The 16,151-nt window shown below is 71.5% G+C and carries 15 protein-coding genes; 8 read left to right on the forward strand and 7 right to left on the reverse strand.

Annotated elements, in window-relative coordinates:
* The first annotated feature begins 29 nt into the window (after nt 1-29).
* The 4 genes from ABT063_RS34650 to ABT063_RS34665 are packed head-to-tail and all read left to right on the forward strand — an operon-like array spanning nt 30 to nt 4,077.
* The gene (locus ABT063_RS34650; RefSeq protein WP_351063987.1) at nt 30-2,552 is read left to right on the forward strand and encodes a sensor histidine kinase; all 2,523 of its coding nucleotides are present in this window, start codon (nt 30-32) and stop codon (nt 2,550-2,552) included.
* The gene (locus ABT063_RS34655; RefSeq protein ID WP_351063989.1) at nt 2,549-2,986 is read left to right on the forward strand and encodes a roadblock/LC7 domain-containing protein; all 438 of its coding nucleotides are present in this window, start codon (nt 2,549-2,551) and stop codon (nt 2,984-2,986) included. The genes ABT063_RS34650 and ABT063_RS34655 overlap by 4 nt, the downstream gene beginning before the upstream one ends.
* A 22-nt stretch (nt 2,987-3,008) precedes the next feature.
* On the forward strand, nt 3,009-3,422 hold the full coding sequence (locus tag ABT063_RS34660; protein WP_351063991.1) for a DUF742 domain-containing protein: 414 nt from the start codon (nt 3,009-3,011) through the stop codon (nt 3,420-3,422).
* Nucleotides 3,423-3,471: 49 nt separating this feature from the next.
* Nucleotides 3,472-4,077 (forward strand): GTP-binding protein, encoded by a 606-nt coding sequence (locus ABT063_RS34665; protein WP_351063993.1) that lies wholly within the window; start codon nt 3,472-3,474, stop codon nt 4,075-4,077.
* A gap of 30 nt (nt 4,078-4,107) precedes the next feature.
* On the opposite strand, the gene ABT063_RS34670 is transcribed toward ABT063_RS34665, so the two are convergent.
* Entirely contained in the window at nt 4,108-4,536 is a 429-nt protein-coding gene (locus ABT063_RS34670; RefSeq protein ID WP_351063995.1) for a PPOX class F420-dependent oxidoreductase, read from the reverse strand.
* A gap of 94 nt (nt 4,537-4,630) precedes the next feature.
* Between ABT063_RS34670 and ABT063_RS34675 the strand changes: the two genes are divergently transcribed.
* From ABT063_RS34675 to ABT063_RS34685, 3 genes are all read left to right on the forward strand, one after another.
* A complete protein-coding gene (locus ABT063_RS34675) occupies nt 4,631-5,044 on the forward strand; it encodes a roadblock/LC7 domain-containing protein (RefSeq protein WP_351063996.1) in 414 nt (137 codons plus the stop codon).
* Between the two features lie 126 nt (nt 5,045-5,170).
* The gene (locus ABT063_RS34680) at nt 5,171-6,088 is read left to right on the forward strand and encodes a DUF6397 family protein (protein ID WP_351063997.1); all 918 of its coding nucleotides are present in this window, start codon (nt 5,171-5,173) and stop codon (nt 6,086-6,088) included.
* Between the two features lie 50 nt (nt 6,089-6,138).
* Nucleotides 6,139-6,360 (forward strand): lactonase family protein, encoded by a 222-nt coding sequence (locus ABT063_RS34685; protein ID WP_351063998.1) that lies wholly within the window; start codon nt 6,139-6,141, stop codon nt 6,358-6,360.
* Here ABT063_RS34685 and ABT063_RS34690 read toward each other — a convergent pair.
* The gene (locus ABT063_RS34690; protein ID WP_351063999.1) at nt 6,344-7,216 is read right to left on the reverse strand and encodes an acyl-CoA thioesterase; all 873 of its coding nucleotides are present in this window, start codon (nt 7,214-7,216) and stop codon (nt 6,344-6,346) included. The two genes, ABT063_RS34685 and ABT063_RS34690, sit on opposite strands and share 17 nt — an antisense overlap.
* A 19-nt stretch (nt 7,217-7,235) precedes the next feature.
* A complete protein-coding gene (locus ABT063_RS34695; protein ID WP_351064001.1) occupies nt 7,236-9,749 on the reverse strand; it encodes a DEAD/DEAH box helicase in 2,514 nt (837 codons plus the stop codon).
* A 145-nt stretch (nt 9,750-9,894) separates the two neighbouring features.
* Between ABT063_RS34695 and ABT063_RS34700 the strand changes: the two genes are divergently transcribed.
* Nucleotides 9,895-10,689, forward strand: a complete 795-nt coding sequence (locus ABT063_RS34700) for a metal-dependent hydrolase (RefSeq protein ID WP_351064002.1) — start codon at nt 9,895-9,897, stop codon at nt 10,687-10,689.
* A 119-nt stretch (nt 10,690-10,808) separates the two neighbouring features.
* Here ABT063_RS34700 and ABT063_RS34705 read toward each other — a convergent pair whose 3' ends face one another.
* The 4 genes from ABT063_RS34705 to ABT063_RS34720 all read right to left on the reverse strand — a co-directional run bounded on the left by ABT063_RS34705 (nt 10,809) and on the right by ABT063_RS34720 (nt 16,060).
* Nucleotides 10,809-11,078 carry a type B 50S ribosomal protein L31 gene (locus ABT063_RS34705; protein WP_351064003.1) on the reverse strand — a complete coding sequence of 90 codons (270 nt, stop codon included), beginning with the start codon at nt 11,076-11,078 and terminating at the stop codon, nt 10,809-10,811.
* Between the two features lie 54 nt (nt 11,079-11,132).
* Nucleotides 11,133-11,603, reverse strand: a complete 471-nt coding sequence (locus tag ABT063_RS34710) for a DUF5709 domain-containing protein (RefSeq protein ID WP_351064004.1) — start codon at nt 11,601-11,603, stop codon at nt 11,133-11,135.
* 882 nt (nt 11,604-12,485) lie between these two features.
* Nucleotides 12,486-14,267: an ABC transporter ATP-binding protein gene (locus tag ABT063_RS34715; RefSeq protein ID WP_351064005.1), complete on the reverse strand. Its 1,782-nt coding sequence runs from the start codon at nt 14,265-14,267 to the stop codon at nt 12,486-12,488.
* Nucleotides 14,264-16,060 (reverse strand): ABC transporter transmembrane domain-containing protein, encoded by a 1,797-nt coding sequence (locus tag ABT063_RS34720; RefSeq protein ID WP_351064007.1) that lies wholly within the window; start codon nt 16,058-16,060, stop codon nt 14,264-14,266. The genes ABT063_RS34715 and ABT063_RS34720 overlap by 4 nt, the downstream gene beginning before the upstream one ends.
* Nucleotides 16,061-16,151 lie beyond the last annotated feature (91 nt).

Raw genomic sequence — 16,151 nt, forward strand, 5'->3', positions numbered from 1 at the left:
CCCCTGAACGACTCCCGAGCGAGGAGGCCATGCGTACACCGCGTAGGACCCCCACAGCCGGCGCCGAGACGCCGCCCCCGCCCCCCGTGCGCGGCCGCCGCGCACACGCCGGACCGCCGGCCGACGAAGGCCCGGACGACCCCGTCGGCGCGATACCGGACGACACACTCGCGCGTGCGGGACGCTGGCACATCCGGCCGCGGACCGTGCGAGCCAAGATCGTCTGCCTGCTGATGGTCCCGGTCGTCTCCCTGCTCGCCCTGTGGGCGTACGCCACCGTCACCACTGCCCAGGACGTCTCGCGGCTGCGGCAGTTGCAGCGCGTCGACTCCACGATCCGGACCCCCGTCGCTCAGGCCGTGGCCGCCCTTCAGACGGAGCGGGCGGCCGCCGTCCGCCACGCGACCGACCCGTCGGCCGGGCGGAGCGGCGACCTGAAGAAGCTCGCGGAACGCACCGACCGGGCCCTCGCCAAACTGCGGCTCGGCGACGACAACACCATCGCCGACAGCGAGGAACTGCCCGCAGGAGTGGCCCAGCGGCTCGAAGCGTTCGTCACCGGCGCCGAGCGACTGCATTCGCTGCGCACCGCCGTACTCGACCGCCGCGTCCGCTGGGACGAGACCTACGGCCAATACACGAGGACCATCGCGAGCGCCTACGGCGTGGGCGGCGCCCTCACCGGAATCCAGGACGCCGAACTCGGCTCCGACGCGCGCGTGCTGCTCGAATTCTCCCGCGCGGGAGAGGCGTTGGCCCAGGAGGACGCCGTCCTGGCCAGTGCGCGCCTGGCCGGCGGCCTCTCTGGCGAGCGGCTGCGGCTGTTCACCGGTGCCGTCGACACGCGCCGTGCCCTCACCGAGTCCGCCGTGGCCGATCTACGGGGCTCCGAACGTGCCGCCTGGCGCGGCCTCGCCGACGGCCGCGCCTACGCCACCGTGGCAGCCACCGAGGACAAGGTCCTCGCCGCCGGCCCGGGTGCCCGCGCGATCGACGCGGCGCCGGAAGCCACCTGGACGGGCGCCCACGCGCGCGTGCAGGACGGCATGCGGACGATCGAAGAGGACGCAGGGCACGGTGTCGCCGACCGGGCCGACCCGTTCACCCGCGGACTGCTCACCCCCGCTGGTGCCGCCGTCCTCCTCGGGCTCCTGGCCGTCGCCGCGTCGCTCGTCATCTCCGTACGCATCGGACGCGGACTGGTCGTCGAGTTGGTGAGCCTGCGCAACAGCGCCCTGGACATCGCCCGCCGCAAACTCCCCGAGGCCATGCGGAAACTGCGCGCGGGCGAGGAGATCGACGTCCAGGCAGAGGCCCCGCCCGGGCCGCCCGCGGAGGACGAGACCGGGCAGGTCGCCGAGGCCCTGAGCACCGTGCACCGCGCCGCGCTCAGGGCCGCCGCCGAGCGTGCCGAGCTCGCCAGCGGCATCTCCGGAGTCTTCGTCAATCTCGCCCGCCGCAGCCAGATCCTCGTCCACCGCCAGCTGAGCCTCCTCGACAGCATGGAACGCCGCTCGGACGACCCGAACGAACTGAGCGACCTCTTCCGGCTCGACCACCTCACCACCCGGATGCGCCGCCACGCCGAGAGCCTGATCATCCTCTCCGGAGCGGCACCCGGCCGCGCCTGGCGGATGCCGGTCTCCCTGACGAACGTGGTCCGCGCGGCCGTCTCCGAGGTCGAGGACTACGCGCGCGTGGAGGTACGACAGCTCCCCGACGCGTCCGTCATCGGCGTGGCCGTCGCCGACCTCACCCACCTGCTGGCCGAGATCATCGAGAACGCCGCCCAGTTCTCGCCGCCCCACACACGCGTGCGGATCACCGGCGAGCCGGTCGGCAACGGCTACGCCGTCGAGGTCGAGGACCGCGGCCTGGGGATGGGCAAGGAGACCCTCGCCGAGGCCAACCGGCGCATCGAGCAGTCCGAGGCGCTCGACCTGTTCGACAGCGACCGGCTCGGCCTGTTCGTGGTCAGCAGGCTCGCCGCCCGGCACGGCATCAAGGTGCACCTGCGCACCTCGCCCTACGGCGGCACCACCGCGGTCGTCCTGCTGCCCACGGCCCTGCTGCACACCAGCGGGGCGAAACGGTCCCCCCACAACGCGGTGGAAGCGGAACGGCAGGCGGAGCGCGAGTACGCGCGTGTGCCCGTCGCCCAGCTCCAGGACTCCGTCCCGGCGTCGGCCGACCGGCCCGCCCTGGTGGCCCCCGCGCCGGCCGCGGCCCGGACCACGACCGAAACCCCACCTCCCGGAGTCACCGCCTTGCGTCTGCACCGTCCCCCGGACGACCCTCCCGAGGACTCCGACGACCTCCCCCGCCGGGTACGGCAGGCGAATCTCGCGCCCCAACTGCGCGAGCGGCGCCCCGAGGAACCGGCACAGGCGACCGCCGCCCCTGGAGACGACCGGCGCACCCCCGAACTCGTACGGGACCGCATGGCGGCGTACCGCGACGGCTGGGCGCGCGGAGGCGGCAGGCAGCCGGGCCGTGGTGTCACCCCGGATTTCCCAGCGGGCAGCGACAGCAGCGAAGGAGACCCCGCATGATCCAGGACCCGAGCATGAGGGCCGCGCAGCGGCCCGGCGAACTCGACTGGCTGCTGGACGACCTGGTACTGCGCGTCAGCGAAGTACGGCACGCCGTGGTGCTGTCCAACGACGGCCTCGCTGTGGGCGCGTCTACCGACCTCCACCGCGAGGACGCCGAACACCTCGCCGCGGTCGCCTCCGGCTTCCACAGCCTGGCCAAGGGCGCGGGGCGGCACTTCGGCGCCGGGGGTGTGCGCCAGACCATGGTGGAGATGGACGACGGCTTCCTGTTCGTCGTCGCCGCGGGCGACGGCTCCTGCCTGGCCGTCCTCACCGCCGTGACCGCCGACATAGGCCTGGTCGCCTACGAGATGGCACGGCTGGTCAAGCGCGTCGGCGAGCACCTGTACACGCCGCCGCGCGTCGGCGCTCGGCCACCCGCCGCCGGATGAGGCGAGAAGGCGGTCCACGCAGATGACCGAGGACATGACGGGCGCCCCGCGCGAGCAGGGCAGCCAGTGGTACGACGGCGAGGCCGGGCCGCTCGTCCGGCCGTACGCCATGACGGGCGGACGCACCAGACCCGGCCCCACCGGGGTGCGTTTCGACCTGATCGCCCTCGTCACGCTGGACACGGGCGCACCCGGCATCGACGACGACACCGCGCTCGGGCCGGAACACCGTGCCCTCATCGACCTGTGCCGCACGGAGACGCAGTCGGTCGCGGAACTCGCCGCCGACGCCGACCTTCCCGTGGGCGTGGTCAGGGTGCTCCTCGGCGACCTCCTGGAACTCGGCTGCGTCACCGTCAGCCGCCCCGTGCCGCCCGCGCAACTGCCTGACGAACGGATTCTGCGCGAGGTGATCGAGGGACTGAGAGCGCTGTAGATGAAAGTTCACCACCACCGTTTGCCGGCACTCCAGAGAGAAGTGATCGATGGTCTCCGATGACTCCGACGCCCAGGGCGACGAGACGGCCGCCCTTGCGTTGAAGATTCTGGTCGCCGGCGGATTCGGCGTGGGCAAGACCACCCTGGTGGGCGCGGTCAGTGAGATCCGGCCGCTGCGCACCGAGGAACTGCTGAGTGAGGCCGGACAGTCGGTGGACGACACCGACGGCGTGGACCAGAAGGTCACCACCACGGTCGCCATGGACTTCGGGCGCATCACCATCCGGTCCGGCCTCTCCTTGTACCTCTTCGGCACCCCGGGCCAGGACCGCTTCTGGTTCCTGTGGGACGAGTTGTCGCAGGGCGCCCTCGGCGCCGTGGTCCTCGCCGACACCCGGCGTCTGGAGGACTGCTTCCCCGCCGTGGACTACTTCGAGCACCGGCACATCCCGTTCGTGGTGGCCGTCAACTGCTTCGCGGGCGCCCGGACATACGGCGCGCACGACGTCGCGCGCGCCCTCGATCTCGACCAGGGCACGCCCGTGGTGCTCTGCGACGCCCGTGACCGCGATTCGGGGAAGGAGGTGCTGATCCGACTGGTCGAGTACGCCGGGCGGATGCACACCGCCCGGCTGCTCGACTCGGTGGGCTGACGACCCGAGCACTCGGGCCGGCAGGCTTTCTCAGTCGGCGACGGCCTTCTGCGCCAGGACCTTGTCGATCGAGACGCGGACGAGGAGTTCACCCGGAACGCCGTTGCGGGCGCCGAACTCCTCGGCCCGCTCCTCGCCCATGTACCGCGCCCCTATCCGGCCGGCCCAGTGCCTGACCTCGTCGAGGTCCTCCGAGACCCGGGCACGGCCCTGGAGCACGACGAAGTCGAAGGGCGGCCGGTCGTCGTCCACGCACAAAGCCACCCGGCCGTCCCGGGCCAGACTGCGCCCCTTCACACTGTTCTTGCCGGTGTTGAACACGATGTCGTCCCCGTCGAGCAGGAACCAGATCGGCGTCACATGCGGACTCCCGTCGGCCCGCACGGTCGAGAGCTTTCCGGTGCGGGTGCCGTACGAAACGAACTCCCGCCATTCGGTGTCGGTCATCTTCTGTGCCATGTTCCCATCCTCCTTGCTCGGACGCCGGTCGTGGGGAAGGCTGGCGTGGAGATCCTCCGGAGAGGGGGAGACGTCACACGGGGAGACGGGAAACATGGCGCAGAACCAGGGACTTGACTGGCTGTTGGACGATTTGACCGAGCGCGTGGAACACGTACGGCACGCTCTGGTCCTGTCCAACGACGGACTGGTGACGGGGGCGAGTACGGGACTGCGCCGGGAGGACGCGGAGCACTTGGCCGCTGTCTCCTCCGGACTGCACAGTCTGGCCAAGGGATCGGGGCGGCACTTCGGCGCGGGCCGGGTCCGTCAGACAATGGTCGAGTTCGACGACGCGGTGCTGTTCGTCACCGCGGCGGGCACCGGCAGCTGTCTGTGCGTGCTGAGCGGCGCGGAGGCCGACATCGGCCAGATCGCCTACGAGATGACATTGCTCGTCAACCGGGTCGGCGAGCACCTCGGCGTCGACGCCCGACAGCCCGAGCGAAGCCCGGCAAAAGACATCTGACCTGCTCTTTCTCCCTCTCTCGTGGAGTTATCCACAGGCTCGCCACGGAATTCGCCGAACCGGCTACGGTTTTTGTCACGGCGAGCGCACACAGCGTGAGCATCGACTCCACGGGGGAGACCGACCATGTCAGTTGAGACCTTCACGAAACCGCAGCAACTCTCCTGCGCGCCCAGCCGGGCCGCGCGCGAACTCGGGCTGAAGCGAAGCGAGTTCGACCTCGCCGTAGACCTCGGACACCTCAGGACCCTGCCCGACGAAGGAGGCGGGGGCCGCCGCGTGGCTCGCTCCGAGATCGACCGGGTGAGGTCGAGCGACGGATTTCCCGACTCCCTGCGGGCCCGCGTGAAGGCCGTGGGCACCAAAGAGGGCGCGGCCGTCATGGATGTGCCCGTCGGCAGGTTCACTCGCCTGGCACGCCTGGGGATGGTGGCACCGGTGAAGTTCTATCTCAGCCGCTACCGCACAGTGGTCTGGCTGTATCTGGCCGACGAGCTACGGCAGTTCGCGGCCGACGAGAAGAACGCCCCGCTGCTGAAGGAGCGTATGCCCGAGGGAATGCGCGACCAGTTGGGCGCGGGACTGGACCTGCGCCCTCGCAACTGGCGCGGACGGCATCTGGGGTTCCTGCTGAGGCAGACCGAAGACCCGTGGGAGCGTGCCGGGACCGTGGCCGCCTTCCTCGATCCCCTTCAGATCGCGGAACTCGTCCGTGACCCCTATGAGCGCGCCCATCTGAACCGGTTCCGGCCAGGGCCGCCCACACATGGCGCACCGGGTTCGACCGCCGCCCACATCGCGGAGACGATCATGACGGCGGACGCTCCGGACGAGATCGCCTGGCTGCGGGCCGACCTGGTAGTGGCCATGGAGGAAGCACGCGAGCACCGGGCAGCACCCCGCCCCGCCCCGAAACAGGCCCGCGTCGCGGCGCTCCCGGCCGCACCGGTGCCGGAGGAGCCGGAGCCGTCGTCGCGCGGGCTCATGGGCTGCCTGCGACGCAGAAGCCACCGCACCGCAGAGCTTGGAACTACAGCGCTCTGAACAACCCCTCCTGGACGACCGGCACCGGCGCGGCGACGTACGGCTTCGACGTGGCCACCGACCTCGGGGCGGACGCGGTGTTCACCTACCGGCTGGACACCCTCGCCGGCACCCTGGAGCGGGTCGCGGTGAATCCGATGCGCGCGGGCTCCGGACCCCGCCACCTCGCCTTCGCCCCCGGCGGTGACCTGGTGTACAGCGCCGACGAGCTGTCCTCGACCGTCACCTGCCACCGCTACGACGCCACCGGCGAGGTCAGCCCAGCTTCCTGAACAACCCCTCCTGCACGACGGACACGACCAGTTGCCCCTCGCGGTCGTAGATCCGGCCGCGTGCCAGCCCACGACCGCCGACCGCGACGGGCGACTCCTGGTCGTACAGGAGCCATTCGTCGGCCCGGAACGGCCGGTGGAACCACATGGCGTGGTCCAGCGACGCCAAGTCGAACCCGCGCGGCCCCCACAGCGGTTCGACCGGGATGCGGACGGCGTCGAGGAGGGTCATGTCGCTGGCGTAGGTCAGCGCGCAGGTGTGCACGAGCGGGTCGTCGCCCAGCGGCCCGACCGCGCGCATCCACACCGCGCTGCGCGGCTCCGCGTCCTTGACCTCTTCGGCGGTCCAGCGCAGCCGGTCCACATAGCGGATGTCGAAGGGCTGACGGCGGGCCATCCGCTCCAACTGCTCCGGCAGCGTGCCCAGATGCTCCCGGATCTCTTCCGTGACCGTCGGCAGGGAGTCCGGGTCCGGGATCTTGCGGGCCGGCGGCAGCTGGTGCTCGAAGCTCCCCTGTTCAGGTTTGTGGAAGGAGGCGGTGAGATTGAAGATCGTGCGGCCCTGCTGCACCGCGGTGACCCGGCGGGTCGTGAACGACCGGCCGTCCCGTACCCGCTCGACCTGGTACACGATCGGCACGCCCGGTCGACCCGGGCGCAGGAAGTACGCGTGCAGCGAGTGCACCGGACGTTCGCCGTCCGTGGTGCGCCCGGCGGCGACCAGTGCCTGGCCCGCCACCTGGCCGCCGAAGACCCGCTGCAGGGACTCCTGCGGGCTGCGGCCGCGGAAGATGTTGACCTCGATCTGCTCCAGGTCGAGCAGGTCGACGAGCCTCTCGGCCGGGTTCGTGGTCATGGGTGGGATTCTCCTGTGCTCACAGCTGGCCGACGTCGGTGACACGGACGATCGCGCGGCCCTCCGCGTCGGAGGCGGCGAGGTCGATCTCCGCGCTGATGCCCCAGTCGTGATCGTCGTTCGGGTCGTCGAAGATCTGGCGGACGCGCCACAGGCCGTTCTGCGGCTCCTCCTCGATGACGAGCAGCTTGGGGCCGCGGGCGTCGGGGCCGGTGCCGAGGTCGTCGTACTCGTCCCAGTACTTGTCCATCGCCTCGCCCCAGGCCTCGGCGTCCCAGCCGGCCTCGGCGTCCAGCTCGCCGAGTTCGTCGACCTGGTCGAGCGCGGCGAGCTCGACGCGGCGGAACATCGCGTTGCGGACGAGGACGCGGAAGGCGCGCGCGTTGGCGGTGACCGGCTTGACCTCGTCGGCCTTCTCCTGGGCCTCCTCCGCGGTCATCTCCTCCGGGTTGGCCAGCTGCTCCCACTCGTCCAGCAGGCTGGAGTCGACCTGACGCACCATCTCGCCCAGCCACTCGATCAGGTCCTGAAGATCCTCGGACTTGAGGTCGTCCGGGACGGTGTGGTCCAGGGCCTTGTAGGCGCTCGCGAGGTAGCGCAGCACGATGCCCTCGGTGCGGGCCAGCTCGTAGTAGGACACCAACTCCGTGAAGGACATCGCCCGTTCGTACATGTCACGGATGACGGACTTCGGCGACAGGGGATGGTCGCCGACCCAGGGGTGGCTCTTGCGGTAGGTGTTGTACGCGTGGAAGAGCAGCTCCTCAAGGGGCTTCGGGTACGTGATGTCCTGGAGGCGCTCCATGCGCTCCTCGTACTCGACACCGTCCGCCTTCATCGCGGCCACGGCCTCGCCGCGCGCCTTGTTCTGCTGGGCGGCGAGGATCTGCCGCGGGTCGTCCAGTGTGGACTCGACGACGGAGACCATGTCCAGGGCGTAGGACGGCGACTCGGGGTCGAGGAGCTCGAACGCGGCGAGCGCGAAGGTGGACAGCGGCTGGTTCAGCGCGAAGTCCTGCTGGAGGTCGACCGTGAGGCGGACGATGCGGCCCTCGGCGTCCGGCTTGTCGAGCTTCTCGACGATGCCGCCGTCCAGGAGCGAGCGGTTGATGGCGATCGCCCGCCGGATGTGCCTGAGCTGCTGCTTGCGCGGCTCGTGGTTGTCCTCCAGGAGGTGCCGCATCGCCTCGAAGGCGTTGCCGGGCCGGGCGATCACCGACAGCAGCATCGTGTGCGTCACCCGGAAACGGGAGGTCAGCGGCTCCGGCTCGGAGGCGATGAGCTTCTCGAAGGTGTTCTCCGTCCACCCGACGAAACCCTCGGGCGCCTTCTTGCGGACGACCTTCCGGCGCTTCTTCGGGTCGTCGCCCGCCTTGGCGAGCGCCTTCTCGTTCTCGACGACGTGCTCGGGGGCCTGGGCGACGACGAAGCCCGCCGTGTCGAAGCCCGCGCGCCCGGCCCGGCCCGCGATCTGGTGGAACTCACGGGCGCGCAGCGTGCGGACGCGGGTGCCGTCGTACTTGGTCAGCGCGGTGAACAGCACGGTCCGGATCGGCACGTTGACGCCCACGCCGAGCGTGTCCGTGCCGCAGATGACCTTCAGCAGACCGGCCTGCGCGAGCTTCTCCACCAGACGCCGGTATTTGGGCAGCATGCCGGCGTGATGGACACCGATGCCGTGCCGTACGTACCGGGAGAGGTTGCGGCCGAACTTGGTGGTGAAGCGGAAGTTGCCGATCAGCTCGGCGATCTGTTCCTTCTCCTGGCGCGTGCACATGTTGATGCTCATCAGCGCCTGCGCCCGCTCCACGGCCTGGGCCTGCGTGAAGTGCACGATGTAGACCGGCGCCTGCTTGGTCTCCAGCAGCTCGGTCAGCGTCTCGGTGAGCGGAGTGAACCGGTAGGCGTAGGACAGCGGCACGGGACGGGTCGCCGAGCGGACCACCGCCGTCGGCCGGCCGGTGCGCCGGGTGAGGTCCTTCTCGAACATCGAGACGTCGCCGAGCGTGGCCGACATCAGGACGAACTGTGCCTGGGGCAGCTCCAGGATCGGGATCTGCCAGGCCCAGCCGCGGTCCGCCTCCGCGTAGAAATGGAACTCGTCCATCACCACCTGGCCGACGTCCGCGCCCTTGCCGTCGCGCAGGGCGATCGACGCGAGCACCTCGGCGGTGCAGCAGATGACGGGGGCGTCGGCGTTGACGGACGCGTCTCCGGTCAGCATCCCGACGTTCTCGGTGCCGAAGATCTTGCACAGCTCGAAGAACTTCTCCGAGACCAACGCCTTGATCGGAGCGGTGTAGAAGGTGACCTCGTCACGGGCCAGCGCGGCGAAATGGGCGGCTGCGGCGATCATGCTCTTGCCGGAGCCGGTGGGCGTCGACACGATCACGTTCGCACCGGAGACCACCTCGATCAGCGCCTCCTCCTGGTGGGGATAGAGCGTGATCCCGCGCTCCTCGGCCCACGACTCGAAGGCTTCGTAGAGGGCGTCGGGGTCGGCGGTCGGCGGCAGCTGATCGATGAGGGTCACCCACCCATCTTGCCTGCCCTCCTGCCCTATGGGGGAATCGGTTGTCGGCACGAAGATCGCGAACGCTACGCTGTGTCGCCGACGGGACGTCAGCGCACCCGGTCAACTGGACAGCGGCGCACGAGGAATGGGGCGGGCAACGGCGATGATGGGACCAGCACACTCACTGTCGGGCGCCGCCGCCTGGCTCGGCGTCGGGGCGGCCGCCGCGGCGGCCGGGCACCCGATGCCCTGGCCCGTCGTTCTGTGCGGCGCGCTGATCTGCGCCGGAGCCGCACTCGCCCCGGACCTCGACCACAAGGCGGCCACCATTTCGCGGGCCTTCGGACCCCTCTCGCGTGGGCTGTGCGAGATCGTCGACAAGCTCTCCTACGCCGTCTACAAGGCGACGAAGAAACAGGGCGACCCGCGCCGCTCGGGCGGGCACCGCACGCTCACGCACACCTGGCTGTGGGCCGTCCTGATCGGCGCGGGCGGCTCGGTGGCGGCGATCACCGGTGGCCGCTGGGCCGTGCTGGCGCTCCTGTTCGTGCACATGGTGCTGGCCATCGAGGGTCTGCTCTGGCGGGCGACCCGTGGCTCCAGCGCCGACGTCCTGGTCTGGCTGCTGGCCGCGACCAGCTCGTGGATCCTCGCCGGTGTGCTGGACAAGCCGGGCAACGGATCGGACTGGCTGTTCACGGCGCCGGGCCAGGAGTACCTGTGGCTGGGCCTGCCGATCGTGCTGGGCGCGATCGTGCACGACATCGGGGACGCGCTGACGGTCTCCGGCTGCCCGATCCTGTGGCCGATACCGGTGGGCCGCAAGCGCTGGTATCCCATCGGCCCGCCCAAGGCGATGCGGTTCCGGGCGGGCAGCTGGGTCGAGCTCAAGGTGCTGATGCCGGCGTTCATGCTGCTGGGGGGAGTGGGCTGCGCGGCGGCGCTCAACGTCATCTGAGGTATGTGCCGGTTCGCCTGAGGCGGGCGCCCGCACACGCCCATCTGCGGGTCCGCCCGAAGCATCTGTGGAGGCGGCTCATGGCAGCCATCGCCTCGCCGTCCCGCCTCCGTGGGCGCTCACGACCCGCCGGAACCCTGGCCCGCCCCGCCGCCGTAGCGCCGTTCGAACCGGGCGACGCGGCCCTCGGAGTCCACTGTCCGCGCCTTGCCGGTGTAGAAGGGATGGCTCTCCGAGGAGATCTCCACGTCCACGACCGGGTAGCTCTCGCCGTCGTCCCACTCGATGGTCTGGCCGCTGGTCGCGGTGGACCGGGTGAGGAAGGCGTAACCGGCGGCGCGGTCGCGGAAGACGACCGGGTGGTAGTCGGGGTGCTTGTCCTGCTGCATGGGTGCTCCTTGTCCGCCGTCGGCGAGGCGGCCGACGGCGCGGGGACGGTGGGATCAGCCGGACAGGGCGTCCTCGTCGACGATGTGCACCGCGGCCTCCTCGGCGGAGGCGGCGGCACCGTCGATGCCCACGTCCGTGGCGATCAGCGCGCTCTCCTCGTCCTCGTGTGCACCCTCGTCGGGCGCCACGAGACGGCCGGAGCGGACGGCGCCGACCTCGTTGTCCACGGGTTCGCCGTCTGTGCCCACGGAGTCGCCGATGCCGTCGCCGTCGGGGGCGGCGAGGTCGGGCAGTTCCTCGGCGAGCCGCTGGTCCAGCGTCTCGCCCTCTCGGCGCTCGGCGGCCGTCACGCCGGTGTGCTCCACCGCCCAGGGGCGTTCCGGAGGGGACCAGCCCCGGTCGAGGGGGTCGTCGACACCGTCGTTCTCCAGGGTGTCCTCCGCGTCGAGCAGCCCCGTGTCTTCCCTCTGCTCGGATGTGTCGGGCTGGTAGACGTCGTCTCCCCATCCATCGGCGTTGTTCACGGGTACCTCCAGGTGGCGGGGCGGGCGCGTCCTCCCCGTGGTCGGCGGTCGGCCGCAGTCCTCCGGGGGCACGCGCGGCGCCTGACGACGAACCGACGCATGCTCCGCGGGTGCTCCTCGAGCCGGTGCCGCTATCCAGCCTTCCACCCCTCTTCGGCACCGCGCAACGGCACGGACGCGGGCCGAGGACCACACCTCCCGGAGCTGACTCCGCACAGCCGGGAGCACCAGGGCCCGGTCCGGCCACACACGCCGCGACGCCGCAACCCGCACGCCCATCCCGGCGCCCGGCTGCCCGAGCATCGACCGAACAGTTCGCACGCCGACCGCGGTGTCTGGTCTTCTGCGGGCCGGTTGAACAGGTCGTACGCCGACTGCGGTGTCTGGTCGTCCGCGTGGCGGTTGAGCAGGTCGTACGCTGACCGCGGTGTCTGGTCGTCCGCGTGGCGGTTGAGCAGGTCGTACGCTGACCGCGGTGTCTGGTCGTCCGCGTGGCGGTTGAGCAGGTCGCACGCTGATCCTGGCGTCTGGTCGTCCGCGGGCCGCTCGAACAGGTCGCACGCCGCCCCCGGCACCCGCCGGTCCGCGCGGCGACCGCACATCCCGCACACCAGTCCCGGCGCCCGCCCGGCGCCCACACGGCCGTCCCCCGATTCCCCGCTCAGTTCGCCTGGGCCGCGACCGCGCGGCACGCACGCCATCGGGAGCGCCCACGATGGGAGCGCCCCCGACAGGGCCACGTCCGGTGGGGCCGCCCTCGAAGAGGCCGCCCCACCACCGACGCCGCGCCCAGCCAGCCCACGTCGCGACAGCCCCTCCCGGCCGTCCGCGCCCCGCCCGCACACCCAGCCCCGGGCGGACGCCCCTGGCGGAGCCCACCGGTCAGCCGTGCCACGAGCGCCACAGTGCCGCGTACGCGCCGTTCGCCTCGACCAGCTCTTCGTGGCTGCCGAGCTCGCTGATCCTGCCGTTCTCGACGACGGCGATGACGTCCGCGTCGTGGGCGGTGTGCAGTCGATGGGCGATCGCGACCACCGTGCGGCCGTCGAGGACGCGGGCCAGGGAGCGTTCCAGGTGGCGTGCCGCGCGTGGGTCGAGCAGGGAGGTCGCCTCGTCCAGGACCAGCGTGTGCGGATCGGCCAGGACCAGGCGGGCCAGCGCGATCTGCTGGGCCTGGGCGGGCGTGACGGTGAGCCCGCCGGAGCCGACCTCGGTGTCCAGCCCGTCGTCGAGGGCACGCGCCCACCCGTCCGCGTCCACCGCGCCGAGCGCCGCCCACAGCTCGGCGTCGGTGGCGTCGGTGCGGGCCAGGAGAAGGTTGTCACGCAGGGAGCCGACGAAGACGTGGTGCTCCTGGTTGACCAGGGCCACGTGCGAGCGGACCCGTTCCGCCGGCATCCGGGAGAGTTCGGCGCCACCCAGGGTGATCCGGCCGGCCCGGGGCCCGTAGATCCCGGCGAGCAGCCTGCCGAGGGTGGACTTGCCCGCTCCCGAGGGGCCGACCAACGCCAGCCTGGTGCCGGGCGCCACCTCGAGGGACACCTTGCGCAGCACGTCCACGCCCTCGCGGTAGCCGAAGTGCACCCGGTCCGCGTGCACGTCCCGTCCGTCGGGCGTGAGTGCGGCGTCCCCGGCGTCCGGTTCGATGTCCCGGACGCCGACCAGACGTGCCAACGACACCTGGGCCACCTGCAGCTCGTCGTACCAGCGCAGGATGAGCCCGACCGGATCGACGAGCATCTGCGCGATCAGCGCACCGGTCGTCAGCTGGCCGACCCCGATCCAGCCCCGCAGGACGAACACGCCGCCGACCATCAGCACCGAGGCGAGGACCGTCACATGCGTGACGTTGATGACGGGGAAGAGCACCGACCGCAGCCAGAGTGTGTAGCGTTCCCAGGCTGTCCATTCCTTGATCCGGCGCTCCGACAGCGCGATGCGACGGGCGCTGAGCCGGTGGGCCTCGACGGTGCGCCCCGCGTCCACGGTCTCCGCGAGCGCGGCGGCCACGGCGGCGTACCCGGCGGCCTCCGAGCGGTAGGCCGACGGCGCCCGCTTGAAGTACCAGCGGCAGCCGATGACCAGCAGCGGCACGGCCAGCAGCACGGCGGCCGCGAGCGGCGGAGCCGTGATCACGAGGCCGCCCAGCAGCAGGGCCGCCCACACCACACCGATCGCCAGCTGGGGCACGGCTTCGCGCATCGCGTTGGCGAGCCGGTCGATGTCGGTCGTGATCCGGGACAGCAGGTCGCCCGTCCCGGCCCGCTCCAGGACTCCCGGCGGCAGCCCGACCGACCGGACGAGGAAGTCCTCGCGCAGGTCGGCCAGCATCCGCTCACCGAGCATCGCGCCGCGCAGCCGCACCTCCCGCACGAACGCGGCCTGCACGACCAGCGCGAGGACGAACAGCCCGGCCGTCAGTCCCAGATGGAGCTCACGCGCTCCGTCCGACACGCGCTCCACGAGCCCGCCCAGCAGCCACGGGCCCGCCATCGAAGCGACCACGGCGACCGTGTTGACGGTGACGAGGAGCAGGAAGGCACGGCGGTGCCGGCGGAACAGTTCGGTCACGTAGGCGCGTACGGTCGTGGCGGCGCCGACGGGCAGGGTGTTCGCCGTGGTCGGGGCCGCCGGGTCGTACGCCGGTGGCGCGACGCCGATCATGCTGTCTCCTCGATCTCTTCCAGTTCGTGCAGTTCGTCCAGCACGCCGCTCAGGGCGGCCTCTTCGTCGGCCTCCCGTGTGACCACGGCCCGGTACCGGGGCTCCTCGTGCAGCAGTTCGCGGTGCACGCCGACCGCCGCGACCTCGCCCTCATGGACGAGGACGACCCGGTCCGCCCGGTCCAGCAGCAGCGGCGAAGAGGTGAACACCACGGTCGTGCGCCCCGCCCGCAGATCCCGCACCCCCTCGGCGATCCGCGCCTCCGTGTGGGAGTCGACGGCCGAGGTCGGCTCGTCCAGGATGAGCACCTCAGGGTCCGTGATCAGCGACCGGGCCAGCGCGAGCCGCTGGCGCTGGCCGCCGGAGAGGGAGCGGCCGCGTTCGGTGATGCGGGCCTCCATCGGATCCTCGGCGTCCAGCGACCCCTGGACGAGTGCCGCCAGCACGTCCCCGCACTGCGCGGCCTCCAGCGCCTCCCCCGCACCGACGTCACCCGAGGCGGGCACGTCGAGCAGGTCGCGCAGCGAGCCGGACAGCAGCACCGGGTCCTTGTCCTGGACGAGGACGGCCGTCCGCGCGGTGCCGAGCGGCAGCTCGTCCAGCGGCACCCCGCCCAGCAGCGCCGAGGTGCCGGCCTCCGAGGGGTGCCCGCCCAGCCGTTCCGCCAGCCGGCCCGCCGCGTCCGGGTCGCCGCACACCACGGCGGTGAGTCGGCCGACGGGTGCCAGCAGTCCGGTGGCCGGGTCGTACAGATCCCCGGAGGGCAGGTCGGCGGCGCGTGATCCGCGGGTGTCCGTGGCGCGCTCCAGCGACAGCACCCGGGCGGCCCGTTGGGCCGAAGGCCGTGAGAAGGAGTACGCCATGGCGATCTCCTCGAAGTGCCGCAGCGGATAAGTGAGGATCATGACCGAGCTGTAGACGGTGACCAGTTCGCCGACGCCGATCCGGCCCTGGCGGGCCAGATGGACGCCGTACCAGACGACCGCGATCAGCAGCAGTCCCGGCAGCAGCACCTGGATCGCGGAGATGAGGGACCACATCCGGGCGCTGCGCACGGCCGCGTGGCGGACCTCCTGGGAGGCGCGGCGGTAGCGGTCGAGGAAGAGTTCCTCGCCGCCGATGCCGCGCAGGACGCGCAGACCGGCGACGGTGTCCGAGGCCAGTTCGGTGGCACGTCCGGCCTTCTCCCGCTGGAAGTCGGCGCGCCTGGTCGCCCGGGGCAGCAACGGCAGCACCGCGAGCGCGAGGACCGGCAGGCCCACGGCCACCACCGCGCCCAGGGCCGGCTCGTAGACGACCAGGCCGACGCAGACCAGCACGATGGTGACCGCGGCCGCGGTGAACCGAGACCAGGCCTCCACGAACCAGCCGATCTTCTCGACGTCACCCGTGGAGACGGCCACCACCTCGCCGGCCGCGACACGCCGGGTCAGCGCGGAGCCGAGCTGGGCGGTCTTGTGGGCCAGGAGCTGCTGGACGCGGGCGGCGGCGGTGATCCAGTTGGTGATCGCGGAGCGGTGCAGGAAGGTGTCGCCGAGCGCGTTGCCGACGCAGGCCAGGGCCAGCAGCGCGCCCGCGAGGGCGAGCCGGGCACCGGAGCGGTCGACGACGGCCTGGATGGCGAGGCCGACGCAGAACGGCAGCGTGGCGACGGACATGAAGTGCAGCAGCCCCCACGCCAGCGACTTGAGCTGCCCGCCCAGCTGGTTCTTGAAGAGCCACCACAGGAATCGGGGACCCGAGCGCGCGTCCGGCACACCTGGGTCGGGATACGGAAGGTCTTGAATCTGCATGACGTCCCAGTGGCTCGTGTCAAGGGGTGGAAGGGACCGCGAACGGCGGCAACAAACCGTGACAGGTTCGCGTCGTTGCGTGCTCGAAAGC

Origin of the sequence: Streptomyces sp. NPDC002838, from assembly GCF_040295365.1 — a bacterium.
In the GTDB taxonomy this organism is placed as follows: domain Bacteria; phylum Actinomycetota; class Actinomycetes; order Streptomycetales; family Streptomycetaceae; genus Streptomyces.

Excerpts from the sequence above, each read along its gene's own strand:
- ABT063_RS34660 (WP_351063991.1), top strand. The coding sequence starts at position 3,009 with ATGACCGAGGACATGACGGGCGCCCCGCGCGAGCAGGGCAGCCAGTGG.
- ABT063_RS34700 (WP_351064002.1), top strand. The coding sequence starts at position 9,895 with ATGATGGGACCAGCACACTCACTGTCGGGCGCCGCCGCCTGGCTCGGC.
- ABT063_RS34655 (WP_351063989.1), top strand. The coding sequence starts at position 2,549 with ATGATCCAGGACCCGAGCATGAGGGCCGCGCAGCGGCCCGGCGAACTC.
- ABT063_RS34715 (WP_351064005.1), bottom strand. The coding sequence starts at position 14,267 with ATGATCGGCGTCGCGCCACCGGCGTACGACCCGGCGGCCCCGACCACG.
- ABT063_RS34705 (WP_351064003.1), bottom strand. The coding sequence starts at position 11,078 with ATGCAGCAGGACAAGCACCCCGACTACCACCCGGTCGTCTTCCGCGAC.
- ABT063_RS34720 (WP_351064007.1), bottom strand. The coding sequence starts at position 16,060 with ATGCAGATTCAAGACCTTCCGTATCCCGACCCAGGTGTGCCGGACGCG.
- ABT063_RS34650 (WP_351063987.1), top strand. The coding sequence starts at position 30 with ATGCGTACACCGCGTAGGACCCCCACAGCCGGCGCCGAGACGCCGCCC.
- ABT063_RS34670 (WP_351063995.1), bottom strand. The coding sequence starts at position 4,536 with ATGGCACAGAAGATGACCGACACCGAATGGCGGGAGTTCGTTTCGTAC.
- ABT063_RS34690 (WP_351063999.1), bottom strand. The coding sequence starts at position 7,216 with ATGACCACGAACCCGGCCGAGAGGCTCGTCGACCTGCTCGACCTGGAG.
- ABT063_RS34665 (WP_351063993.1), top strand. The coding sequence starts at position 3,472 with ATGGTCTCCGATGACTCCGACGCCCAGGGCGACGAGACGGCCGCCCTT.
- ABT063_RS34680 (WP_351063997.1), top strand. The coding sequence starts at position 5,171 with ATGTCAGTTGAGACCTTCACGAAACCGCAGCAACTCTCCTGCGCGCCC.
- ABT063_RS34675 (WP_351063996.1), top strand. The coding sequence starts at position 4,631 with ATGGCGCAGAACCAGGGACTTGACTGGCTGTTGGACGATTTGACCGAG.